The organism is Chondromyces apiculatus DSM 436 (genome assembly GCF_000601485.1).
Classification (GTDB): Bacteria; Myxococcota_A; Polyangia; order Polyangiales; family Polyangiaceae; genus Chondromyces; species Chondromyces apiculatus.
Map to the genome: position 1 here is coordinate 23065 of NZ_ASRX01000020.1, position 20806 is coordinate 43870.

Sequence of the window (20806 nt, forward strand, 5' to 3'; positions counted from 1 at the left end):
GGGAGCCTGCGGAGATGTTCGGAGCAGGCGCGCCCCGACGCTTCCGGAGCAGGCGCGCCCCGACGACCGTTCAGGCCACGCGAGAAGGCGCGGGAGAGGGCGCGGGAGAGGGCGCGTCCAGGATCTCGACGTAGCCCCCGTCGCCATGCACCCGGATCTGCTGGCCGGTACGGATCTGCCGCGTCGCGCCGGGCACGCACACCACCGCGGGGATCCCGTACTCGCGCGCCACCACCGAGCCGTGCGTCATCATCCCGCCCACCTCCATCACCAGCCCCGCGGCGTTGACGAACAGCGGCGTCCAGCCCGGGTCGGTGAACGGTGCCACCAGGATCTCCCCGCGTTCGAGCACCTCCACCGCCGGGTCGAGCACCACCCGCGCGCGCCCTTCCACGACCCCTGCCGAGGCCGCCGTTCCGACGAGCGCGCCTGCCGGTGCCCCGTCGCTCGCGTGCGTCGCCGTCAGGATCTCCCCGTCTCCGGTCATCACCCGCGGCGGCGCCATCTCCTGGAACCGCGCGAGATCCTCCCGCCGCCCTGCCACCCGCGCGCGCAGCGCCTCCCGCGCGCCCAGCGCCTCCCGCGCGCCCAGCGCCTGCCCGCCACCTGCCTCAACCTCCCGCGCCCCACGCACCTCCACGAGCGCCGCCTCCACGAGCGCCGCCTCCAGCTCGTGCAGGTCGAGGAAGAACACGTCCTCCGCCCGCTCCAGCATGCCCGCCCCGGTCAGCACAGCCCCTGCCTCCAGGGCCAGCCCGCGCAGCGCGTCGAGGATCCAGATCAACAGCAGCTTCGGGTGCTCCCGCATCCCCACCAGATCGCGGTGCACCCCGATCAGCCGCCGCACCAGCGGCACGCGCACGCTCCCGAGCGGACCGCGCCCTGCCGCCTCCAGCAACCTCGCCGCGGCAGCCTCTCCCTCGCGGGCGAGCCGCGCGTGGTGCGCCCGGTGCGCCCCCGGAGCCCCGTAGGGCCCGTGCTCCCCGTCCACCTGCCCACCCGCGCGCAGGTTGCCGGCCACCACCGCCAGGATCGCCCCCGGCGCGTCCCGGTAGCGCGGACGGCTCACGTCGATCTCCGACGGCGCCCGCGCCCCGTAGCGCGCCAGGAACCCGTCCAGCGCCTCCTTGAACGCCCCGCCTCCGGGGAGCGCCGCCAGCGTCGCCAGCCCCTCCACCGTCGCGCCTTCGGAGACGTGCTGCACGAGCCGCGCCGCCACCTCCGGGTACGCGCGCGCGCAGTCCGCCAGATCCCCCACCGCCAGATCCATCTCCACCGTCACGTTGCCCGAGAGCCCGCGCCCGAGCGCCACGAAGTCCTCCTCCGGCGCGTCCACCAGCTTCCGCAGCACCGCCCCCGAGGACACCCCCGCGAGCACCTGCGTCGCGATGGCGTCGATGAGCGAGGGCACCCGCATCGCCAGAAGCTTCCGCATCCCCCCCACCCGCTCCGCGAGCGGCGCCCCCGACGACGCCGTCGCCCGCGCCACCTCCGCCTCCGCCTCGATGAACCCGTACATCCGTGCCGTCGCCCCCGCCGTCGGCCGGAAGAACTCCCACGCCATCACCTCGCGCGTGATCGGCAGCAGCGTCGCCAGCGTCTTCGCCCCGGAGACCCGCTCCCCCTCGCCCACCAGCAGCTCCGGCCTCCCCACCGCCTCCGCCAGCGCCCGCTGCGTCAGCCGGTCCGCGTTCCCCAGCGCCCCCAGCAGGAACTTCCTCCCGAGCGGCGACCGCAGCACCGGCATCACGTCGAGGTAGAGCCGCCCCCCCGCGCGGTACATCCACGGGCACTCCACCGCCTCGCCGGACGCCTTGCCGAGCGGCACCAGAAGCTCCCACACGTGCTGCGCCATGGGCGGCATCGCGTCGGTCATCACCTGGAAGTGGTTGAAGGACACGAAGATCCCCGCGCGCTTCTCCCCCGCGCCTCCTGCGCGCTTCTCCCCCGCTTCTCCCCCGCGCACCTCCGACGCCTTCTCGGGCAGCGGAAACAGCGAGGTGATCGGCCGCGCCTGCAGCAGGAACAGCGTCTTCCCTGCGATGGCCCACTCGATGTCCTGCGGCCCCCCGCGCAGCGCCTCCACCTTGCCCCCGAGCGCCACGAGCGCCGCGATCTCCTCCGCGTCGAGCACGTCTCCATGACGCGCCCCCTCCCCGAGCTGCTCGGTCACCGTCCCCCCGTCCGCCGCCGCCCGGATGGCCACCGCCTTGTCCCCGCGCGTCACCGACAGCGCCCGCCCACTCCGCCTGTCGATCGCATAGCGGTCCGGCGACACGATCCCCGACACCAGCGCCTCCCCGAGCCCCCACCCCGCCTCGATCGCCGCCACGCTCCGGCTCCCCGAGATGGGGTGCGCCGTGAACAGGATCCCCGCCTTCTCCGCGTTCACGAGCTGCTGCACGATCACGCAGAGCAGCACCTCCCGGTGCGGGATCCCCTGCTCGACCCGGTAGAGGATGGCCCGGTCCGTGTAGAGCGACGCCCAGCAGTCGCGCACCCGCGCGAGCAGCGCCTCCTCCCCCTTCACGTTCAGGTACGTGTCCTGCTGCCCCGCGAACGAAGCGTGCGGCAGATCCTCCGCCGTCGCGCTGGAGCGCACCGCCACCTCCACCCCCCCCGTACCCGCCGCCCTCGTCCCCGCTGCGCCTCCGCGCTCCCTGCCGAGCGCCGCGTACGCCTCCACGATCTCCGCGCGCATCTCCTCCGGCAGCGCCCGGCTCGCCACGTGCGCCCGCAGCGCCGCCCCCACCGTGCGCGCCGCTTCCACGTCACCGGCCTGCACCTGCTCCAGCCTGTCGAGCAGCGCGGCGAGCCCCGCGTCCCCGACGAGCGCCTCCCGGAACGCCTCGGTGGTCACGCAGAACCCATCCGGCACGGGCAGCCCGGCACGCCGCAGCGCGCCCAGGCTCGCCGCCTTCCCCCCCACGAGCGGCGTCTCCTCCATCCCGATGGACGTGAACGGAAGCACCCACGGCGTATCCATGTTCGTTCTCACGACTTCCTCCTTCTGAAACCGGCCTTCGCCGCCTGCCCACGAAGACCGGGGCCGGCCTTCACCGCCTGCCCACGAAGACCGGGGCCGGCCTTCACCGCCTGCCCATGAAGAAACGTCCCCACCAGGAGCCGCGCCGAAGCCTCGACGTCGGCCACACCCACACCCGGCACCCCGAGCCCGAGCGCCATCCCCAGGAGCATCTGCACGAGCTGCCCTGGATCCCCCTCGCGCAGCCGACCGCGCCGCATCTGCGTCGCCAGGTAGCCCGCGAGCACGTCGCGCGTCCGCGTCGTCCCCTCCTGCATCGACTGGATCAGCGCCGCCTCCTCGCTGTCGGGCGTGAACAGCATCCGCACCATGTGCGGATAGCGGTGCACGAAGGTCAGGAACGCCTGCGCGAACTGCACGAGCACGGCCTCCAGATCATCGTCCTCCCCCACCCGCCCCAGCAGCGCCCGGACCCCTCCGCGCGGCGAGCGCTCCTCCAGGAACGCGCGGCACAGCCCGTGGCGATCCCCGAAGTGCCGGTAGAGCGTCATCACCGACAGCCCCGCCGTCGTCGCCACCTCCTCCACCGTGATGTGCCCGAGCGTCTTCATCTTCAGCCGCTCCTCCAGCGCATCCAGGATGCGCCCCCTGGCCCCCGCGCGCGCCGCGTCGGCCTCCCCCACCTGCCCCGCCTTCTGCAGCGCCTCGAGCAGCGCCTCCCGCCCCCCCACCAGCCGGTACACCGCCGCGCGCGACAACCCCACCCGCGCTGCCACCTCCGCCACCGACAGCCCCCTGCCCTCCCGCAGCAGCGCCGCCGCCGCCGCGAGCACCCGGTCACGATCCTCGGGCTCGGAAGGTGAAGAAACCATGGTCCCTGCCGCTCCTGGACATGTTGTTACATACAACTAACATATTGTCCAGAGACACCCGCGACGCCGGCGCGATCTCCACCTTGCCGGCTTGCATCCTCCGGGAGAGGCCCTCAGGCTCGCGGCGTGATCTCGTACACGGCACAGGTGCTCGCTGCGCGGCGGGCGCTGGCGACGCAGCAAGGCTCGCCGCTCGTCGCGGACCCTCTCGCGCACCTCTTCACCACCGAGAAGCTCCTCCGGTTCGCGGAAGAGACGGACGCGCCGGTGCACGTGGTGCTGCTCCGGGCCAGGCTCCTCGAAGACCTCCTGCTGCGCCCCCCGTACCCCGTGGAGCAGATCGTGCTGCTCGGCGCGGGCTTCGACACCAAGCGCCAGCGGCTCACCTTCCTCCCCGAGACCCGCTACCTCGAAGTCGACGACCCGGACATGGTCGCCCGCAAGCAGCAGATCCTGACCGAGCAGCGCCTGCCCTTGCCGGAGGCGCTCCCGCTCCGCCTCACCTCGATCAAGGACGTGGAGACCGTCCTCCGCCAGACCTCGCCGGAGCTACCCACGCTGCTCCTCGCCGAGGGCTTCTTCATGTACCAGTCCGAGTCCTTCCTGCGCGACGCCCTGGCCGCGATGGTCGGCTACTACCGGAAGAAGCCGGTGCTCGGCTTCGACGTGCTGGCCCCCGACCAGAGCCCCGCGGAGATCACCGCGATGGGCGCGCGCATCCACAGCGCTGGCGAAGGCGCCTGGTCCTACGTCGCGCCCGCGCACCTGGAGGCCACCTTGCGCAGCCTCGGCATGCGCGCCGACCTCTGGTCCCCCGACCGGCTGGCCACCACCTACCTGGGGCGCGACTACCCGGGCACCACCCCCCTCTACGTCTGCTGCGCCTTCGCCAGAGGCCTCACCTGGGCGCCCTGATCCCCCGAGCGCCCTTCAGCGCGCCTTGTCGTTCTTCGGGCCCTCGTCGTCGTCCCCCGGGAACTCCGCGTCGTCCCCCTCGTCGTCTCCCTCGTCGTCGTCTCCCTCGTCGTCCGCGGCGGCCCCCTGCTCGCGCGCGAACTGCTCGAACTGCGCGCGCATCTTCGCCTGCATCGCGGTGAGCGCCTGCTGCGGATCCTCCGCGGCCATCAGCGCGCTGAAGTCGAGCCCCGAGAGGAGCTTCTGGGCCATCTCGGCGACATCCTTGAGATCCATGTCCGCCATGTTCCTCTGCATCCCCTGAGGGAACGCCGCCCCTGCCGCCCCGAAGACGCCCCCCGCCCCCTGGGCGAGCGCGTCGTCATCCTCGTCTTCGTACTCCTCGTCGTCCTCGTCCTCGCCCCGCGCCTCGTCCTCGCCGGCGAGCTCCGGCACCTGCACCCACGCCCCGTCGCCGATCACCTCCGCGACCACCGCGTCGTAGGTCTGCCCCTCAGGCTCGATCGAGTCCGGGAAGAACACCACCCCCCGCGGATCGTCGTGCACGTCGAGCAGGTCGTCCCCGAACTGCGCCATCCACTCCCGCCCCGCCTCCGGATCGTCCGCGAAGAGCGCGAACTCCTGGAAGGTGTGCACCAGCATGGTCCCGTCCGGGAGCGCCTCGGCGTAGAGCCCCTCGCTCTCCTCGCTCTCCTCGTCGAGGTCGAGGTACTGGCGCAGCACGTCGGGGTTCCTGGGATGCAGGACGGCGATGGCATCGGAGCTCATGCCCCCCGTGGTACCACGCGCGCCCGCGCGCCCGCACGCCCGTACCCAAGGCGGGCACATTCACGGGCTCCCTGGCTCAGGATGCGGGCGACGCAGGCGGTGCAGGCGGGAGCCGCCGGAGGATATCCGTGGTCTCCGCGCTCTTCTTGAGCCCCGCGAGCCGCTGCTCCATGTCCCGCCTCATCACCCACCGCGTCACCGGATCGAGGAGCGGCGCGAGGAACCCGGGCCTGACCGTGAAGTTGTACCGGAACGTGACCCGCGTCCTCTCCGGCGTGATCGCCTTGAGCCCCCACGCCCCCGAGAACTGCTTGAAGATCGCCGGTCCCTTGGTCATGCGCATCGCCACCTGCTCCGGCCGCTTCAGGGTGATGTACTCGACCTCCATGGTGAGCCCGTTGTGCGCGCGTACCCAGACCTGCACCCCCACCGCCGCCTCCGTCGCGCCATCCTGAAAGCGCATCTCACGCAGAAACGGATCCCAGTCGAGCCGCAGGCCGTAGTCCTGCATCAGCTCGAACAGCGGCGCGATGGGCGCATCGATCTCGGCCGACGTCTGGATGGTGCTCATCGCGTCCACTCCATGATGATGTCCATCCCCGGGAGACCGAGCGCGATGGCGATCTTGTAGAGCGTCGCGCGCCGCGGGATGGGCGAGATGGAAGGAGAGTTCAGCATCCGGCTGAGGGACGGCTGCGGGATGCCGCTCTTTGCGGCGACCGCCGACACGCCGCCGTGGCGATCGATGAGCCGGCGGAGCTTCGCCTTCTCGGCCATGACGCGCTGGGCGACGTCCTCCAGCTTGTCATACGGGAGGTACAGTTTCTGGAGCGGCACCTGCGGGGCATCGGCGTCATCGTCGATCGCGTCCTGAATGTCGTCGGTTCCCGCCTTCTTCATGTCGACCATGAGGGTGGCGAGGTGCAGGACCTGCTCGGGCGTGGTCTTGAAGACGTTCATCGCCTGCCCCGGGAAGCGTAGCGCCTCTGCACGAGAACGAGGCTGCCCTGCTTCGCCGGTCCCAGAAGGATGGCTTCGAGAACTTCGGCTCGGGTGAGCCAGCCTTCAAGGCCGGAGGGCTGGGTTCTGCCGTCGGGGAGAAATTTTGCCGCCGGGAATGGATGGGAGGCACCGGGACCTGACCGATCAGCACCGGGAGTTGCCTTGGAGGCGCCGGGACCTGACCGATCAGCGCCGGGACCTGAGTTTTGCCGCCGGGGAGAAACTTTGCCGCCGGGGATAGAACGAGGGCACCGGGAGTTGCCTTGGAGGCGCCGGGACCTGACCGATCAGCACCGGGACCGGTGGTGGCCTACTTCGGCCACCCTCTCATCTTGGCCGGTTTTGGTCGGGCCCCTCGGGGAAGAGGGAGAGCTGGACGGGACGGCCGGTCTTGAGGGTCACGGGCTTGGCCGGGGGTGGCGTCGTGACCGCGGGCGCGGGGGTCTGGGCGACGACGGGCGGAGCGGCTGGCGAGGCTGCGGGCGCGGGCATGGGCACGGGTGCAGGAGCAGGAGCCGGAGGCGGGTCATGACGAGGCGGGTTCTTCTCGACGGGTGCGGTGCCGCCGACGAGGCGCAGGAAGCCACGGCCACCGGGCAGGGCGCGCGCGGGTGCCTCGGGGGCACGGTGGGCAAGCGGCTTGGCCGTGGGCGCCTCCGCGGCAGGCTCGGCGAGGAGCGCGGCCAGCAGCTCCTCCACAGTCCACACATGGTCCGTGATGCCCGCTTGCATCGCGGGGGTGACCCGAAGCGTCTTCACCACGCGCGTCAGGTTGTACGCGACGTAGTTCAAGGCGACTGCGGCGCGGTGGTGGTTCGCCTTCTTCGAGAAGGCGAGGCACAGGCGCCGCAGTCTGCCGTTGGTGTGCCGCGTCGAGCAGTTCTGCCGCTCGATGTACGCGGTCGATGCGCGGGCCATGTCGGGCGCGCCGAACACGCTCCGCTTCGTGATGAACGGGTCGCGCGGCGGCTCGTAGCGGTGATCAGGGCCGCGGTAGCTCCCGACCCGGTAGTTCTTCACGGTCTGCGCGTAGTCGACGCTCGGGCCGAAGCTCGCGCCCACCGCAGTAATGTACGGCGCGTAGCCGTCGCTCGTGATCTGCGGCATCACCACCAGGCGCGCGCGGACGTCGCTCATGAAGGCGTCCGTGGTCTCTTGCGACCGCGTGCCGACGCGCCACGCGATGACGAGCCGCGAGAGCGTGTCCATCGCGACGAAGGTGTAGCTCTCGCCGATGCCCGCCTCGTCGGCCTCGGTCACGCGCGCCGCCTTCTTGCCGACGTAGCTCCAGATCTCGTCCATCTGGATGAGCGGCGTCGCAAGGTCGCGCACCATGCGATCATGGAGGCGCACCGCGCCTTCCCCGAGCGTCATCACGAGGCGCCCCACGGTGCCCCGGTTGACCTCCGTCATGCGTTCCACGGCCCTCTCGCTGTTGCCGTCCAGCAACGCAGCGAGGACGCGGACGCGCTGCTCCCACGGGAGAACGTTCGCCACAAGCCCCTGGCCTCTCTCGCCGGGAAGTGGCACGATCCGGTCTGCCAGGACCTCGGGCGGGCCACCGCTCGGCGTCTGCCGCCCCGCCCGTAGTTACCAGCTACAGGCGGGGCGCTTTGCTTTGTGGCTCAACCATAGCGCGAGCGCGCGAAAACTGCTTCGGCAGAGACGGGGCGGGTAGGACGTTGATTGACCGTAGTCCAGTGTAAGTTGGTCTTTGCGGGGTGTAGGATCCTCTCCCTATGGAAAAGGCTACTCCTCCCCTCATAACTCCAGGCGATCTTGTTCAGTACCCCAAGCGGAGACCACGCAAACGTCAGGTCCACCTAGTGTTTGCAGTCACCAACGGCTGGTACTGGCTTCTGGCGCCAAACAAGCGGCTGAGAAAGGTGAAACGCGAGCACTTGCGGCCGTATGTGATCGGATGTCAGTGCGCTTTGCGTCTGACGTCGTAACCGATTCGGCGTCTAACCACATCCGACGCCCGGCCGCGCCCGCCATGGAGGCCGACATCACCCGCTACGTGGAGCATTCAGGAGTCGGTCCAGGCGGCCCTCAGCGAGCCCGCAGCGCCGCCCCCTGACCCGAGGCCGCTCAAGCTGCCGGAGCCCCTGGAAGGGGCACAGGCGCCCGCGGCGAGGGCTCTGCCGAACGGTTGTGGTTGGCTGCGGGTAGTGGCGGAGGAGAAGGCGCCCGCGGCGCCCCAGGAGGCGGCCCCGCAGCCGCCGAGGGGGGAGGCGCGCAAGCCGGAACAGCTACGGCTGTTCGATGCAGATTGAGGCGGTTGGAGGGTCGCCAGCCTTGCTCGGGACAGACCGTCTGCACCATGCACCGATGAGGCTCAAAGCTCTATTTATTAGCTGGTACCGCTCGCGCGCGCGACGTACAACGCGTAGTGCAGTCGGGCACTACATCATGCCCGCAGCAAGGAGAAGTCGCGCCATGAGTAATGTGGACGATGACGCCGCCTGCGACGTCGAGATCTTCGATGCCGGGGGTTCGACGGAGGACAAGCGTGCAGCGCAAGCCTTCGAGAGAACCGTCAACAGAGCAATCCGAGCCTCACGCGCGCTTGATGAGCGCGGGCATCTCGTCGACCAGCGCGTCCTCCATCATCGAGAAGATGCTTAGCATCTCGGTCTCGCTCTCGACGAGAGTCCCCACCGTTCGGTTCGCCATCTCGACCTCTATCGACTCCACGGTTTTCGCTCTCAGCAAGATGTCGATGTGCAACGTGGTGCCGTCCACGTCAAGAGCGAGCACGACGCCCATCTCGTTGCGACGCCCATAGAAATACTTGAACCCAGCACGGGGCGTTTCAACGACGCTCCACCGATCGCGGGGCCATTCCACAAAACGCATGAAGCCAAACGCCAACGACAGCAACGTTCGCGCATAGGTATGGTCGGTCCTGTTCGCGGCGTTGAGGATTCGTTCAGAGCGCACAGCATCTTCAACACGATGGAACCTGAATGAGTGGGACATAGACTCTCCGCCCGCGAGGGGCCGTGCGGAAGCCGTCCCCTTGACGGAGTGCGAGCCGATGCACACGATGGTGGCGTGCGGAAGCACCCGTTGGTCGAGGGGCCAGCGGTAGCGAGGCCGGGGTCAGATCCCGGCCTTTCGCGTTCTTGGTGCAACGTCCGGACCCAGCCGGCGACGTTGTCGCCACACTGTAAATCCGTGATTGACCCCTGCAAGAGGTCGTTGTCGATTTCGTGGCGAGGCGATTCAGAGGCCAAAGATGGCCGCTTCAGCCAAGATTGACCAGTTCAGGCGCTAAGCATCTTCTTGCCAAGCTCCGCGACAAGGTCAGCGTCGGCCCCCGTGAGGATCTCCTTCAGCCCGGCTAGGAGCGACTTGAGAACAGCCTTCGCAGGTGCGGGCTTCGTGGCTTCATGTGCCAACGCGGCCGTGAGATGTTGCGCATCTTCGCGCTGCTCCGGCGGAAGATCATCAACCTGTTCTTGGAGTTGCTGAAGTAGCACCTGCACGTCGTCCGAGCCGGTTTGCTTGACCTTCGCCGCTCTCTTCAAACGTCGGTTCTGCTTCCACCGTTCAGCAAAATCGTCGACGCGTTTTTTGACAGCCGCTTCCGCGTGCTGGGCGGCTTTCATCAGCGTGTCCCGCAAGACCCCGTCGAGCCCGCGGACAAGGTCCTCAACAGCCATTCGATCCGCGCCGTTTGCACGCGCATCTTGGATCAATGTGCTGGCTTCCTCGACAGAGTTCAAAATTTCTGCGGCATCGCCATCGGGACCAAGAGAGGCGGCATCCATGAGTCGGTTTTTTGCGTCTTGAAGTTCGATCATCATCGTGTCGTGCGTCTCACGGCGCGAACGACGTAACAATCTGAACGGGGGTGTAGGTTCTGCGAGAATCTGAGGAGGTCCGACGTGGACGAAGCGCTCCAAGTCACGTCCGCCATGGGGGACCTGCTGTTCAGTTTCAGTGTTGGATCTCCGCCAGCGCTGCACGGCGGTGGTGAGGCGACGCAGCGCGTAGCGGATGCGGGCGCTGACGGTGCTGAACGGTGTCTACGACCTGACGCGCTGCCAGGTCTCGGCCGCCGCGAGGAAGCGCAGCCTGGCGGCGCGGAGGCGGGCGCGTGCGGTCTCGTACTTCACGTCGAGAGCCTCGGCGATCTCGGCGACGTCGAGGCCCTCGCCGTAGCGCATGAGCAGGATCTCGGCCTGAGCCTCGGTGATGCGCTCCAGCGCCCGCAGGATGTCCCGGGCCTCGACCACGCCAACGGTGGCTGGGAGGTGCGGGAGCCAGTCATCCGCGCCTGGCACGGTCCACGGCGCCTCGTCGGGGATCTCGCGTCGACGGTACGCCTTCTCGCGGAAGTGCGACGTCTGCCTCCACGTGATGCCCGTCAGCCAGAGCTTGAGGGCGTCGCCAAGCGGCTGCCTGGGCAAGGGCCGGAAGCGGCCCTCCATCATCGCAACCCACGCCGCAGCCGTGATCTCTTGGACGAGATCTTCCCAGTCCTGCGGAGGCACCTTCATGGCGCGCAGAAGCGCACGCACGTAGGGCGCCATCCGGACGATGGGCATCTCGTCGATGAAGACGCTGGCTGGAGCGTGGGCGGCACCATCGTGGCGCCGCCCGCGGGTCACGCTTTCGCCTCCGGCGGCGCGTCAGGCGCGGACGGGAGCGGGTCAGACTGCGGGCGCTTGCAGTGGACGCAGCGCCCGTTGCGGTTGCCGATCAGCACGTCATCGACGGTGTAGTTGGTGCGCTTCGAGATGCGGTAGGCGATCTCCGCGGTCGCATCGTAGGTGCCGTTCCAGATCTTCTCGGCGTCGCCCTTGCCGAGCACGAGGAGCGTGTCCACGGCAGCCCAGGAGCCGGTGAGTTGCCTCATGGTGTAGAGGCACTCGCGCAGGCTGGCGCTCTCCTTCTCGTTGAGCGACAACTCCATGGAGGACTCTAGGAGGGGACCGCGGGTGATCATGACCGCACCTCCCACGCCGTGCCGCAGTGGGGGCAGGAGGCAGCGACCTTCAGGTCTCCGAGGAGCGCCTCCACAGTGGTGCCAGCGGCCCGCGCTGCGCGCACGGCCATCCCCGGCGACGTTGGCTTGCCGCTGACGATGGTCGTGAGGCTCCTCGGGTTGACGCCCATGACCTCGGCGAGGCAGTTCCACGACCCGTACAGGGCGCGCAGGTTCCGCAGAGCGGCGCGGAGCCGCATCTGCTCGACATCGGTCAGGGTGACGGTGGCTCGCGGGCGAGGTTTGGGCGGATCTGTCCCTTGGCCCCGACGGGGGCGTAGCGGTATGACGGACATGTCGGACTCCGGGGATACGGGGTTCGGCCACGCACCCCGGACGCTGGCAGGCGTCGCGGGGTGCACTGTTTCGGAGCCTCGAACCTACCGCACCGTCACGCCCTCAGACCCAAACTAGGCCAGTCTCAGGCAAAACCGGCCACTACCCCGGGACCTGACCGAACAGCGCCGGGACCTCGCCGAACAGCGCCGGGACCTGACCGATCAGCGCCGGGACCTCGCCGAACAGCGCCGGGACCTGACCGATCAGCACCGGGACCTCGCCGAACAGCGCCGGGACCTCGCCGAACAGCGCCGGGACCTGACCGATCAGCGCCGGGACCTCGCCGAACAGCACCGGGACCTCGCCGAACAGCACCGGGACCTGACCGATCAGCGCCGGGAGTTGCGCTGGCAGCGCCGGGACCTGACGGTTCAGCACCGGGACCTCGCCGAACAGCGCCGGGAGTTGCGTTGGAGACGCCGGGAGCCGCGCGGTCACCCCCGAGAGGATGGCGCGCGGCGGCGGGGGGACCACCGGATGCGACGGTGTGGGATAACCTCCTCTGGCGGTGGGCGCTAACCTGCTGACCCTGCAGCTATTTGCTGTCCGCTTCACACTTTACTTCACAGGTCACTCGTTGAACCCTTCCTGTACCCACATGAGCGCCACCGCAGACCCGCTCATAGCTCCGCTTCCCGCGGAGGTACCCCTCAAGGACGCGCCTCTCGTCCGGGTCATCGCCCAGCTCCGCTTTCCGGAGGTTCTGTCCGTCGAGCAGCGGGACTTTGTCGCGCCGTTCCAGGAGGCGATTCGCTCCACGTACTCCGTGCTCAGGCAGGAGCAGACTCAGGGGCTTCTGCTTGGTCCCGGCGGCGCCTCGCCCGCGAAGCCGCACATCGCGTGGCGCTTCAGCGACGCGGCGGGGCACTGGCGTGTCTCGCTCACGCCCGAGTTCTTGGCGCTCGAAACCACGAAATATGTGAGTCGTGGTGACTTCTTCGGCCGGCTCAAGGTGCTCGCAGAGGCCCTGGATGAGCACATCGAACCGGGCCAGCTCGATCGCCTCGGAGTCCGCTACATCGACCGCATCACCGGCGAGGCGGTCGACGATATCGCCAGGCTGGTTCGACCTGAGGTCCGCGGCATCACTGGAACGATCGCCGCGAAGCACGCCATTCACGCCCTCTCGGAGTCGATGTTCGAGCTGCCGGATGCGCGGGTGCTTGCGCGCTGGGGTTTCCTTCCTCCGGGCGCGACCGTCGATCCCGCCGCGATCGAGCCCGCAGAAGAGAAGAGCTGGATCCTCGACCTCGACATGTTCAGCGCAGCTCCGGTGCCATTCGTCGTCGACCGGGTGGTCGCGGAGGCGCAGCGCTATGCCGAGCGCGTCTATACGATCTTCCGCTGGGCGGTGACCGACGAGTTCCTTCTACGCTACGGAGGCAAGCCATGAGCGGTCCTCAGGTGCGCCCGACCTTCGCTGCGACCTCGGCCGCAGGCGCGATGCTGATGCAGCAGGTTCGCGAGCCAGTTCTCGTCGGCTTCATGCTCGCGGGACTCGGGACCTCGACCGCGTACGCGCTCCCGCTCGAGGTGGTGCTGCGCGCGCATCGCACCGCAGAGCAAACGACGTCCGGGGCCTTGGTTCATGTGGCTGCGCCGGCTGGAGCCGCGATCGGCGAGCTGCGACGGCGCAGCGGTCTGACCTGGGATCAGCTAGCGCGCTTGTTCAATGTAAGCCGCCGATCAATGCACTTCTGGGCCAGTGGCAAGCCGATGGCGTCGAGCAACGAAGAGCACCTCCAGCGGCTCCTCGCTGTGGTGCGGAAGGTGGACCGCGGCTCTGCGAGTGCCAACCGGGCGGTGCTGCTCGGGGTGCGCGAGGACGGAAGCCTGCCGTTCGACTTGCTGGCAGCAGGGGACTACGACCGCGTGCTCGCGCTGCTCGGCCCCGGCGAGTCACCTCGGGTTTCGCCGCCGAAGATCTCGGCAGAGGCGCGCGTGGCCCGGGCTCCGCGGCCGCCGGAAGAACTCGTCGACGCGCTTCACGACCGCATTCATCGCGAGGGCGGGACGGCCCGCGCGGCGAAGAGTGTGAGGGTCCGGAGTGGCCGCTGAGGATCAGCCGGATCCGCGGATTGCGTTCATCGACAATGCTCTCGCAGCGTGGCGACAGGGGGACTGCGCCCTCGGCCAGCACTGGTTCGTGCACCGCCTCGACCCGGCCTTCGCTCTGACCGATGCTGGCCGCGTTGGAGATCTCCTCAAGGAGTGGCTCAAGCTCGTGCCAACCATGGGCCGGTTCGAGTCCGTCGAAGGCCAGGTCGTCACGCTGCAAGACATGAACGCCGGAGAGTACGTCGACAGCGACCCGCTCGATCTCGACCATCTCTCGGCGGGATCTGGTGGGTGAATTCACCGACCTTGAAGCTCGTGAGCGAGACGCGGGCCCGAGGGTGAAGGGCGGGCGGTGGCGAGAGGCGCGCGCTCGGCGGGCCAGGGTGTAGGGGCAGAATGGGACAGGTCGATACCCCGGGGCGAATGGGCTCAGCCGTGAGAGCGCGCGGCATGCTTTGACCCCCAGGAGGTTTCGCGCGCGGATCGGTGTGCGTAGCGAGGTTCCGTCTAGCGAGGCCGAGCCGCTGCCTCTATGAACCGTAGACGTGCAGTTCCCATCACGCGACAGGCGCTCGCTGGGAGCGGCCCTCGCCGTCCTCGCGGCGCTCGCAGCGACCCTCCCAGGCACGGCGGCGGCCGTCCCTCCCCAGGTTCCCGCCCCGGGAGCCTCCGTCGGCGCTCCCCCAGGCGACACGCCAGGATCGTCCGCAGAACCGTCATCCCCTGACGTCGCCGGGCCCGTACCACCTGCGCGCACGCCGCCCCTCGTGGTGGGCGCCCCCATGGCTCCGCCGCATCCCTCGCACCTCTCGGACACGCGCCGGGGGCTCGCGATCGGGACGTCGTTCGTGCCGGGGCTGCTGGTGCACGGGTCGGGGCACTTCGTGGCGGGGCACAGCGCGACGGGGTGGAAGCTCCTGGCGATGGAAGGGGTGGGCGCGACCGGGGTGGTCGGGGGGTTCGCGCTGCTCGCGGCGACAGGGGCGTCGCGGAGGCTCGTCGCGCCGATCACCTCGGTGATCGTGGCGGGGGCGGGGCTGTTCCTCGTCTCGGGGCTCGCCGACATCTACGGGGTGGTGGCGCCGGAGGGCGGCTGGGGGAGCGCGCCGACGACGGTGCCGTGGGTCGAGACGCAGCTCGGGCTCCGGTACGTGTACGACCCGGTGTTCTCGTACCGGGTGTTCACGACGGTGGGCGCGGACCTGAGGCTGGGGGGGTTCCGGCTCAATCCCTCGGGGTGGTTCGCGCTCGACGACGCGAACCGGCGGCTGCGGCTCGTGGGGGGCTACCGGTTCTTCGGGCCGCGCACGCGCGGGAACAAGGTGCGGATGATGAACGGGAAGCCCGACGGGTCGTTCGTGGAGGCCGAGGCGGCGCTCACGCACACCCGCTACGGGACGGAGCGGTTCGAGGTGCTGACCGGAGAGCTGACCGTGAACGGGCGGCTCGACCTGGGGCACGTGGCGCCGACGCTGCAAGGGTCGTTCGCGGAGCTGGGTGGGGGGCTGGCCGTGGAGAGCTACGCCTACGAGCGGAGCACGGAGGGGACCGATCTGCTGCTGATGCGCACCGGGTTCGGGGTGTACCTGGGGCACGAGGGCTACCCGCGCGGAGAGGCGCAGGTCTACTACGACCACCGGCACGATGGGTACGCGGGTGGGCTGAAGATGGTGGGGCTCGGGAGCGGCGTGCCCGGGCACTTCGGGGCAGAGGGGCGGATGTACCTGTCGCCTCAGTGGGGGCTGCTCTTCGACGCGCAGGTGGGGTCGGCGTTCCTTGGCGGGGTGTCGGTGCTGTTCCGGCACGGAGGCAATCCATGAAGAGCTTGCGGGTCGCGCGGATGGTGCCGGTTGTGGCAGCGCTCGTGGCAGGGGCATGCCTGCACGTGGCCGAGGAGCGGGCGGAGATCGATGCCGCGGTGGGGAGCGCGTCGTCCGGAGACGTGTCGGTGGCCGTGGCCGATGGGCAGGCGGCAGTGCGAGGGCTGTCGTCCGGATCGCTGTGGCTGTGGGCCAGCGCGCCCGAGCTGTCGGTGCGGCTGTCGACGGGAGCCGAAGGGGGGCGGCGGTGGTCGATCCGCATGGAGAACCAGCTCCCGGATGCGGTGCTGACCGCCGAGGTGGCCGGGGGTGAGGCGCCGGTGGCGACGGTGGTGACGGAGCCGGCGCCGACGGAGCGGGTGTGGGAGGTGGAGCTGCCCGCGAACGCGGAGGTGACGCTGCGGCTCCTCGCGGCAGACGCGCACTCGACAGAGCCGTGGCGGTTCGCGGCGCTCGCGGACGTGCAGGAAGCGATCGACGAGGTGCAGGACATCTACGCGAAGATGAACACGCGCGACGACGTGCGGTTCCTGGTGTTCAGCGGGGACCTGACGCGGCAAGGGACGGCAGCGCAGCTCGAGGAGTTCCAGCGGGAGCTGAAGTCGCTGAAGATCCCCTGCTACTCGACACTCGGGAACCACGAGCTGGGGACGTCCGACGGGATGTACCACCAGTACTTCGGGCGCGGGAACCGGAGCTTCGTGTTCCGGGGGGTGCAGTTCACGATGATCGACTCGGCGAGCGCGACGGTCGATCCGAGGGTGTACGGGTGGCTGGAAGGGTGGCTCGATCAGGGCCGCGATCGGCTGCACCTGGTGATGATGCACGTGCCGCCGTTCGATCCGGTGGGGACGCGGAACGGGGCGTTCGCGAACCGGGGTGAGGCAGGCAAGCTGGTGAACCTGCTGTCGTCGGGGAACGTGGACATGACGATCTACGGGCACCTGCACTCGTTCTACGCCTACGAGAATGCGGGGATCCCGGCCTACATCACGGGCGGGGGCGGGGCGATCGAGGAGCGGATGGACGGGGTGTCGCGGCACTTCCTGGTGGTGGACGCGAGGCCAGGGGAGGCGCTGGGTCCGGTGGAGCTCGTGCGGGTGGAGTGATGAAGATCGTCCACGCCGCCGACCTGCACCTCGACAGCCCGCTGCGGGGGCTGGAGCGCTACGAGGGGGCGCCCATCGGGCAGATCCGGGGGGCGACGCGGCGGGCGTTCGAGAACCTGATCGATCTGTGCCTGGCCGAGGAAGCCGACCTCCTGCTGCTGGCCGGGGACATCTACGACGGGGACTGGCGGGACTACAGCACGGGGCTGTTCTTCGCGGCGCAGCTCTCGCGGCTGCGCGCGGCGGGGGTGCAGGTGGTGATGGTGCGGGGGAACCACGACGCGCAGAGCCAGATCACGCGGCACCTGTCCCTGCCAGGGCACGTGACGGTGCTGGATCACCGGGCGCCGCAGCAGGTGATCGACGAGCGGCGGGGGTTCGCGGTGACGGGGCAGAGCTTCCCGACGCGGGCGGTGACGGACGATCTGGCGGCGGGATATCCGGACGCGGTGCCGGGGCTGTTCAACGTCGGGCTCTTGCACACGGCGCTCGGGGGGCGGGAGGGGCACGAGAACTACGCGCCGAGCAGCCTGACGACGCTCCTGAGCAAGGGCTACCAGTACTGGGCGCTGGGGCACGTGCACGCGCGGGAGGTGGTGCACGCCGATCCGCCGGTGGTGTTCCCGGGGAACCTGCAAGGGCGGCACGCGCGGGAGGCAGGGGCGAAGGGGGCGACGCTGGTGACGGTGGACGGGGGGCGGGTGGTGTCGCTCGTGCACAAGGCGCTCGACGTGGTGCGGTGGCACGTGTGCGAGGTCGACGTGAGCGAGGCGCAGAGCGGGCTCGACGCGGTGGACCTGGCGCGGGTGCGGCTGGAGGAGGCGCTGGCCGAGGCCGGGGGGCGCACGGTGGCGGCGCGGGTGGTGCTGCGGGGGATGACGCGGGCCCACGGGGCGCTGCACGGGGGGCTGGAGCAGTGGACGCAGCAGATCCGGGCCGCGGCGAACGATGTGGGCGGGGAAGGGCTGTGGGTGGAGCAGGTGCGGCTGCGGACGGGGGCGGCGGTGGACGCGGTGGCACTCGGGGAGCGGGAGGATGCGATCGGGCAGCTCGCGCGGGCGCTGCGGGCGCTGCGGGACGACGATCAGGAGATGGGGCGGCTGCTCGGGGAGTTCGCGGGGCTGCGGGGGAAGCTGCCGGCGGAGGCGCGGGAGCTGGATGAGGGGCTGCGGCTGGAAGATGCGGAGGTGCTGAAGGGGGCGCTGGAGGATGTGGAGCAGCTCTTGCTGTCGCGGTTGCTGAGCAAGTCGGGCGAGGGGTGAGAGCTGGCTCGAAGAGGGGGGCGACGACGGTCCGTGGCGCCATTCCTGGTGTCCTCAGCGCATTCCCGAAGGCGCCGCGATTTTCTTTCAGGTAGCGTGGCAATCGAGGCTCGCGCGAAGCAATCACGCGGGTACTGGCGGTACGCCAGCAGGTCCCCATGGGTGAACCGGCAGAAAAACGACCGACACCAGCCACCTACGCCGACCTTGAGGCTGTACCTGAGCACCTGGTCGCGGAGATCATCGCGGGCACCCTCTACATGTCGCCGCGACCTGCGATGAAGCATGCGCTCGCATCCTCGATGCTGGGGATGATCCTCGGGCCGCCGTTCCAGCTCGGGCTGGGAGGTCCGGGGGGCTGGTGGATCATCGACGAGCCCGAGCTGCACCTGGAGAGCGATGTGCTGGTACCGGACGTCGCGGGATGGCGCGTGGAGCGGATGCCCGAGTATCCCGAGACGGCGGCGACGTCGCTCCCGCCGGACTGGGTGTGCGAGGTGCTCTCTCCCTCGACGGCGACCGACGATCGCTTCGACAAGCTCCCGGTCTATGCGCGGGAGGGCGTGAGCTGGGTCTGGCTCATCGATCCCCTCAAGCGCGCGCTGGAGGTCCACCACCTCGGGCCGCGGAAGCGGTGGGAGACGGAGCTGCTCGTGAAAGGCGACGACGCCGTGCGTGCCGCGCCGTTCGAGGCGATCGAGCTGCCGCTCTCGAAGCTGTGGCAGCGCACGGCAGCGTCGACCAGCAAGGGCTGAAGAGCGGCGCCGTCGCGTTGGGTGGCGCGGGTCAGGGCTTTTTGATGTCCACGAGGAGGGTCACGCCGGTCGCGTCGCGCTCGATGTGGAGGGTGGTGGGCTCGATGGCGGCGCGCTTGCAGAGGTCGAGGAGGGAGGCTTCCGATCGGAGGATCAGGTTCCAGCGCGCGAGGTGCTTGATCATGCCGAGGTGCGGGTTGCCTGCGGCGATGTTGGTGAAGAACAGGCGGCCGCCGGGCTTCAGCAGTGCATGGGCGTGGGTGAGGAAGAAGTCGACGGCATCGTCCTTGAAGTAGTCGAACAGGCCGCCGGCGTAGATCAGGTCGAAGGTGTCGCCTTTGCGGGCGGCGCGCTTGAGGTGACGGAGGGCGTTGGCCTGGATGAAGTCGCACGAGTCTGCGAGCGCTCCGAGCTGGCTGCGAGAAAATGCGAGCGCGTCTGCGTCGCTGTCCACGAGGACAAACCTGCCGGGGAAGGTGCGTAGCGTGGGGAGGATCATCCGCAGGTCGGGGCAACCGCCACAGCCGGCCGAGAGGATGCGGGTGTCGGATGTCGCTCCAGCGGCGACTTCCAGGATGGTGAGCGCTTGCCTCACGATCTTGTTGCGGTGCTGCTGGACGCTGGCGTGGCCGAGCGTGAACTCCTGCATCCGGTCCGCCCAGGTGTGCTTCGGCGTGGCGAACTTCTGCGGGTAGCAGAGCATCTCGACGGTCTCGAAGTCTCCTGGGTAACCCCGCGGCCAGGTATGCGTCCTCCGGTAGAATTCGCATCCTCGGAGCGCCTCGTGCAGCGGGGTCAACGCCTCGTCGAGGGTCGGCGCTGGGACACCGGCGGCTTCGGCGGCGGCGAGAGAGGCGACCAGCTTGGCAGAGGCGGCGGCGATGCGGTTCGTCGATTCCTCTGCGCTTGCGGATGCGGGCAGGTCGAGCTGGAGGAGAGCGACCATGTCGCTCAGGACTTCATGCAACGCACTGGCTGTCGAAGAAGATGCGGTCGGCATGGAGTCTCCTGCGTCGTGAAGCGGCACGAGGATGGGAATGGCAGGGGAGCCGGCGTCAGGTGGGGCGGCGGCTGACGGCGAAGGGGCCGAAGGCCTGCATGGTGGGCATGACTTCGATGCGGTTGATGTTCACGTGGGCGGGACGGGTCACGGCCCAGTGGATGGCGTCGGCGACGTCGTCGGGGCTGAGGGCCTGGAGGCCGGTGTAGACGGCGCGGGCGCGGTCGCAGTCGCCTTCGAAGCGGACCTCGGAGAACTCGGTCTCGGCCATGCCGGGCTCGATGCTGGTGACGCGGATGTTCTTGCCGACGAGATCGGCGCGGAGGTTGAGGGAGAGCTGGTGGACGAAGGCCTTGGTGGCGCCGTAGACGTTGCCGCCCGGGTAAGGGTAGGTGCCGGCGACGGAGCCGAGCTGGACGATGTGGCCGCGGTCGCGGGCGGCCATGCCAGGAAGGACGGCGCGCATGACGTACATGAGGCCCTTGATGTTGGTGTCGACCATGGTCTCCCAGGCGTCGAGGGAGACGCGATCGGCAGGTTCGAGGCCGAGGGCGAGGCCGGCGTTGTTGACGAGGACGTCGATGGCGTCGAAGGGCGGGGGGAGCGTGGTGAGGGCGCGGGCGACGGCGTCGCGGTCGCGGACGTCGAGGGGGAGGAGGTGGACGGGGGTGGAGAGGTCGCGCTGGAGGGCCTGGAGGCGGTCTTCGCGGCGGCCGGCGAGGACGAGGGCGATGCCGTCGGCGGCGAAGCGGCGGGCGCAGGCGGCGCCGAAGCCCGAGGTGGCGCCGGTGATGAGGGCGACGGCGGGGCGGGTGAGATCCATGAGGGGCTGATAGCACGGCGGGTGCACGCACTGGACGATGCGCCGCGGCTCCCTGGCGCGGCCTCTCCGCAGGCAACGGGGGTAGCGACCATCGGGAGCGT

General features: G+C 69.7%; 22 protein-coding genes. 8 read left to right on the forward strand and 14 right to left on the reverse strand.

Translation table 11 applies throughout. The features are described 5' to 3' along the window. Positions 1–70: 70 nt before the first annotated feature. Together CAP_RS54955 and CAP_RS54960 are read right to left on the reverse strand one after the other, a co-directional pair. Positions 71–2998: a phosphoenolpyruvate synthase gene (locus tag CAP_RS54955; protein WP_156040804.1), complete on the reverse strand. Its 2928-nt coding sequence runs from the start codon at positions 2996–2998 to the stop codon at positions 71–73. Then, complete coding sequence (locus CAP_RS54960) at positions 2995–3858, reverse strand: TetR/AcrR family transcriptional regulator (protein WP_156040805.1); 864 nt, start codon at positions 3856–3858, stop codon at positions 2995–2997. Before CAP_RS54960 ends, CAP_RS54955 begins: the two co-directional genes overlap by 4 nt. Before the next feature lie 126 nt (positions 3859–3984). Here CAP_RS54960 and CAP_RS14645 point away from each other — a divergent pair, with 126 nt between their 5' ends. Beyond that, positions 3985–4773, forward strand: coding sequence for a class I SAM-dependent methyltransferase (locus CAP_RS14645; RefSeq protein ID WP_044241072.1), 789 nt, complete (start codon positions 3985–3987; stop codon positions 4771–4773). Positions 4774–4788: 15 nt separating this feature from the next. On the opposite strand, the gene CAP_RS14650 is transcribed toward CAP_RS14645, so the two are convergent. From CAP_RS14650 to CAP_RS44615, 10 genes are all read right to left on the reverse strand, one after another. Continuing rightward, entirely contained in the window at positions 4789–5541 is a 753-nt protein-coding gene (locus CAP_RS14650) for a hypothetical protein (protein WP_044241074.1), read from the reverse strand. A 76-nt stretch (positions 5542–5617) separates the two neighbouring features. Further along, positions 5618–6112: a type II toxin-antitoxin system RatA family toxin gene (locus CAP_RS14655; protein WP_052375231.1), complete on the reverse strand. Its 495-nt coding sequence runs from the start codon at positions 6110–6112 to the stop codon at positions 5618–5620. Then, positions 6109–6501, reverse strand: a complete 393-nt coding sequence (locus CAP_RS14660) for a helix-turn-helix domain-containing protein (protein ID WP_044241076.1) — start codon at positions 6499–6501, stop codon at positions 6109–6111. Before CAP_RS14660 ends, CAP_RS14655 begins: the two co-directional genes overlap by 4 nt. Before the next feature lie 369 nt (positions 6502–6870). Beyond that, entirely contained in the window at positions 6871–8040 is a 1170-nt protein-coding gene (locus tag CAP_RS14665; protein ID WP_044241078.1) for a transposase, read from the reverse strand. 1062 nt (positions 8041–9102) lie between these two features. Then, a complete protein-coding gene (locus tag CAP_RS14670) occupies positions 9103–9426 on the reverse strand; it encodes a hypothetical protein (protein WP_044241080.1) in 324 nt (107 codons plus the stop codon). 386 nt (positions 9427–9812) lie between these two features. Beyond that, positions 9813–10355, reverse strand: coding sequence for a hypothetical protein (locus CAP_RS14675; protein WP_156040807.1), 543 nt, complete (start codon positions 10353–10355; stop codon positions 9813–9815). Positions 10356–10577: 222 nt separating this feature from the next. Then, positions 10578–11162 carry an RNA polymerase sigma factor gene (locus CAP_RS14680; RefSeq protein WP_052375234.1) on the reverse strand — a complete coding sequence of 195 codons (585 nt, stop codon included), beginning with the start codon at positions 11160–11162 and terminating at the stop codon, positions 10578–10580. After that, the gene (locus CAP_RS14685) at positions 11159–11500 is read right to left on the reverse strand and encodes a hypothetical protein (RefSeq protein ID WP_044241083.1); all 342 of its coding nucleotides are present in this window, start codon (positions 11498–11500) and stop codon (positions 11159–11161) included. The genes CAP_RS14680 and CAP_RS14685 overlap by 4 nt, the downstream gene beginning before the upstream one ends. Then, complete coding sequence (locus tag CAP_RS14690; RefSeq protein ID WP_231511471.1) at positions 11497–11739, reverse strand: transcriptional regulator; 243 nt, start codon at positions 11737–11739, stop codon at positions 11497–11499. The genes CAP_RS14685 and CAP_RS14690 overlap by 4 nt, the downstream gene beginning before the upstream one ends. 238 nt (positions 11740–11977) lie before the next feature. Next, a complete protein-coding gene (locus CAP_RS44615; protein WP_052375237.1) occupies positions 11978–12352 on the reverse strand; it encodes a hypothetical protein in 375 nt (124 codons plus the stop codon). A gap of 34 nt (positions 12353–12386) precedes the next feature. Here CAP_RS44615 and CAP_RS14700 point away from each other — a divergent pair, with 34 nt between their 5' ends. The 7 genes from CAP_RS14700 to CAP_RS14730 all read left to right on the forward strand — a co-directional run bounded on the left by CAP_RS14700 (position 12387) and on the right by CAP_RS14730 (position 18882). Then, positions 12387–13271, forward strand: coding sequence for a TIGR04255 family protein (locus CAP_RS14700; RefSeq protein WP_197041185.1), 885 nt, complete (start codon positions 12387–12389; stop codon positions 13269–13271). An 11-nt stretch (positions 13272–13282) separates the two neighbouring features. Continuing rightward, positions 13283–13936, forward strand: a complete 654-nt coding sequence (locus tag CAP_RS14705; protein WP_156040808.1) for an XRE family transcriptional regulator — start codon at positions 13283–13285, stop codon at positions 13934–13936. Then, positions 13926–14231 carry a hypothetical protein gene (locus tag CAP_RS14710; protein WP_044241089.1) on the forward strand — a complete coding sequence of 102 codons (306 nt, stop codon included), beginning with the start codon at positions 13926–13928 and terminating at the stop codon, positions 14229–14231. Before CAP_RS14705 ends, CAP_RS14710 begins: the two co-directional genes overlap by 11 nt. A gap of 487 nt (positions 14232–14718) precedes the next feature. Next, positions 14719–15756, forward strand: a complete 1038-nt coding sequence (locus CAP_RS14715) for a hypothetical protein (RefSeq protein ID WP_156040809.1) — start codon at positions 14719–14721, stop codon at positions 15754–15756. Continuing rightward, entirely contained in the window at positions 15753–16865 is a 1113-nt protein-coding gene (locus CAP_RS14720; protein WP_197041186.1) for a metallophosphoesterase family protein, read from the forward strand. The genes CAP_RS14715 and CAP_RS14720 overlap by 4 nt, the downstream gene beginning before the upstream one ends. Continuing rightward, positions 16865–18127 (forward strand): metallophosphoesterase family protein, encoded by a 1263-nt coding sequence (locus CAP_RS14725; protein ID WP_052375241.1) that lies wholly within the window; start codon positions 16865–16867, stop codon positions 18125–18127. Before CAP_RS14720 ends, CAP_RS14725 begins: the two co-directional genes overlap by 1 nt. Before the next feature lie 158 nt (positions 18128–18285). Continuing rightward, on the forward strand, positions 18286–18882 hold the full coding sequence (locus tag CAP_RS14730; RefSeq protein WP_044241092.1) for a Uma2 family endonuclease: 597 nt from the start codon (positions 18286–18288) through the stop codon (positions 18880–18882). A gap of 31 nt (positions 18883–18913) precedes the next feature. Here CAP_RS14730 and CAP_RS14735 read toward each other — a convergent pair whose 3' ends face one another. Both CAP_RS14735 and CAP_RS14740 read right to left on the reverse strand, forming a co-directional pair. Next, entirely contained in the window at positions 18914–19828 is a 915-nt protein-coding gene (locus CAP_RS14735; protein ID WP_044241094.1) for a class I SAM-dependent methyltransferase, read from the reverse strand. Positions 19829–19937: 109 nt separating this feature from the next. After that, a complete protein-coding gene (locus tag CAP_RS14740) occupies positions 19938–20705 on the reverse strand; it encodes an SDR family oxidoreductase (protein WP_044241096.1) in 768 nt (255 codons plus the stop codon). Positions 20706–20806: the final 101 nt, after the last annotated feature.

Coding starts and splice junctions, on each gene's coding strand:
- CAP_RS14725 (WP_052375241.1), top strand. CDS start 16,865: ATGAAGATCGTCCACGCCGCCGACCTGCACCTCGACAGCCCGCTGCGG.
- CAP_RS14650 (WP_044241074.1), bottom strand. CDS start 5,541: ATGAGCTCCGATGCCATCGCCGTCCTGCATCCCAGGAACCCCGACGTG.
- CAP_RS14660 (WP_044241076.1), bottom strand. CDS start 6,501: ATGAACGTCTTCAAGACCACGCCCGAGCAGGTCCTGCACCTCGCCACC.
- CAP_RS14690 (WP_231511471.1), bottom strand. CDS start 11,739: ATGCGGCTCCGCGCCGCTCTGCGGAACCTGCGCGCCCTGTACGGGTCG.
- CAP_RS14685 (WP_044241083.1), bottom strand. CDS start 11,500: ATGATCACCCGCGGTCCCCTCCTAGAGTCCTCCATGGAGTTGTCGCTC.
- CAP_RS14720 (WP_197041186.1), top strand. CDS start 15,753: ATGAAGAGCTTGCGGGTCGCGCGGATGGTGCCGGTTGTGGCAGCGCTC.
- CAP_RS14735 (WP_044241094.1), bottom strand. CDS start 19,828: ATGGTCGCTCTCCTCCAGCTCGACCTGCCCGCATCCGCAAGCGCAGAG.
- CAP_RS14715 (WP_156040809.1), top strand. CDS start 14,719: ATGGCTCCGCCGCATCCCTCGCACCTCTCGGACACGCGCCGGGGGCTC.
- CAP_RS14675 (WP_156040807.1), bottom strand. CDS start 10,355: ATGATGATCGAACTTCAAGACGCAAAAAACCGACTCATGGATGCCGCC.
- CAP_RS54960 (WP_156040805.1), bottom strand. CDS start 3,858: ATGGTTTCTTCACCTTCCGAGCCCGAGGATCGTGACCGGGTGCTCGCG.
- CAP_RS14740 (WP_044241096.1), bottom strand. CDS start 20,705: ATGGATCTCACCCGCCCCGCCGTCGCCCTCATCACCGGCGCCACCTCG.
- CAP_RS14730 (WP_044241092.1), top strand. CDS start 18,286: ATGGGTGAACCGGCAGAAAAACGACCGACACCAGCCACCTACGCCGAC.
- CAP_RS14655 (WP_052375231.1), bottom strand. CDS start 6,112: ATGAGCACCATCCAGACGTCGGCCGAGATCGATGCGCCCATCGCGCCG.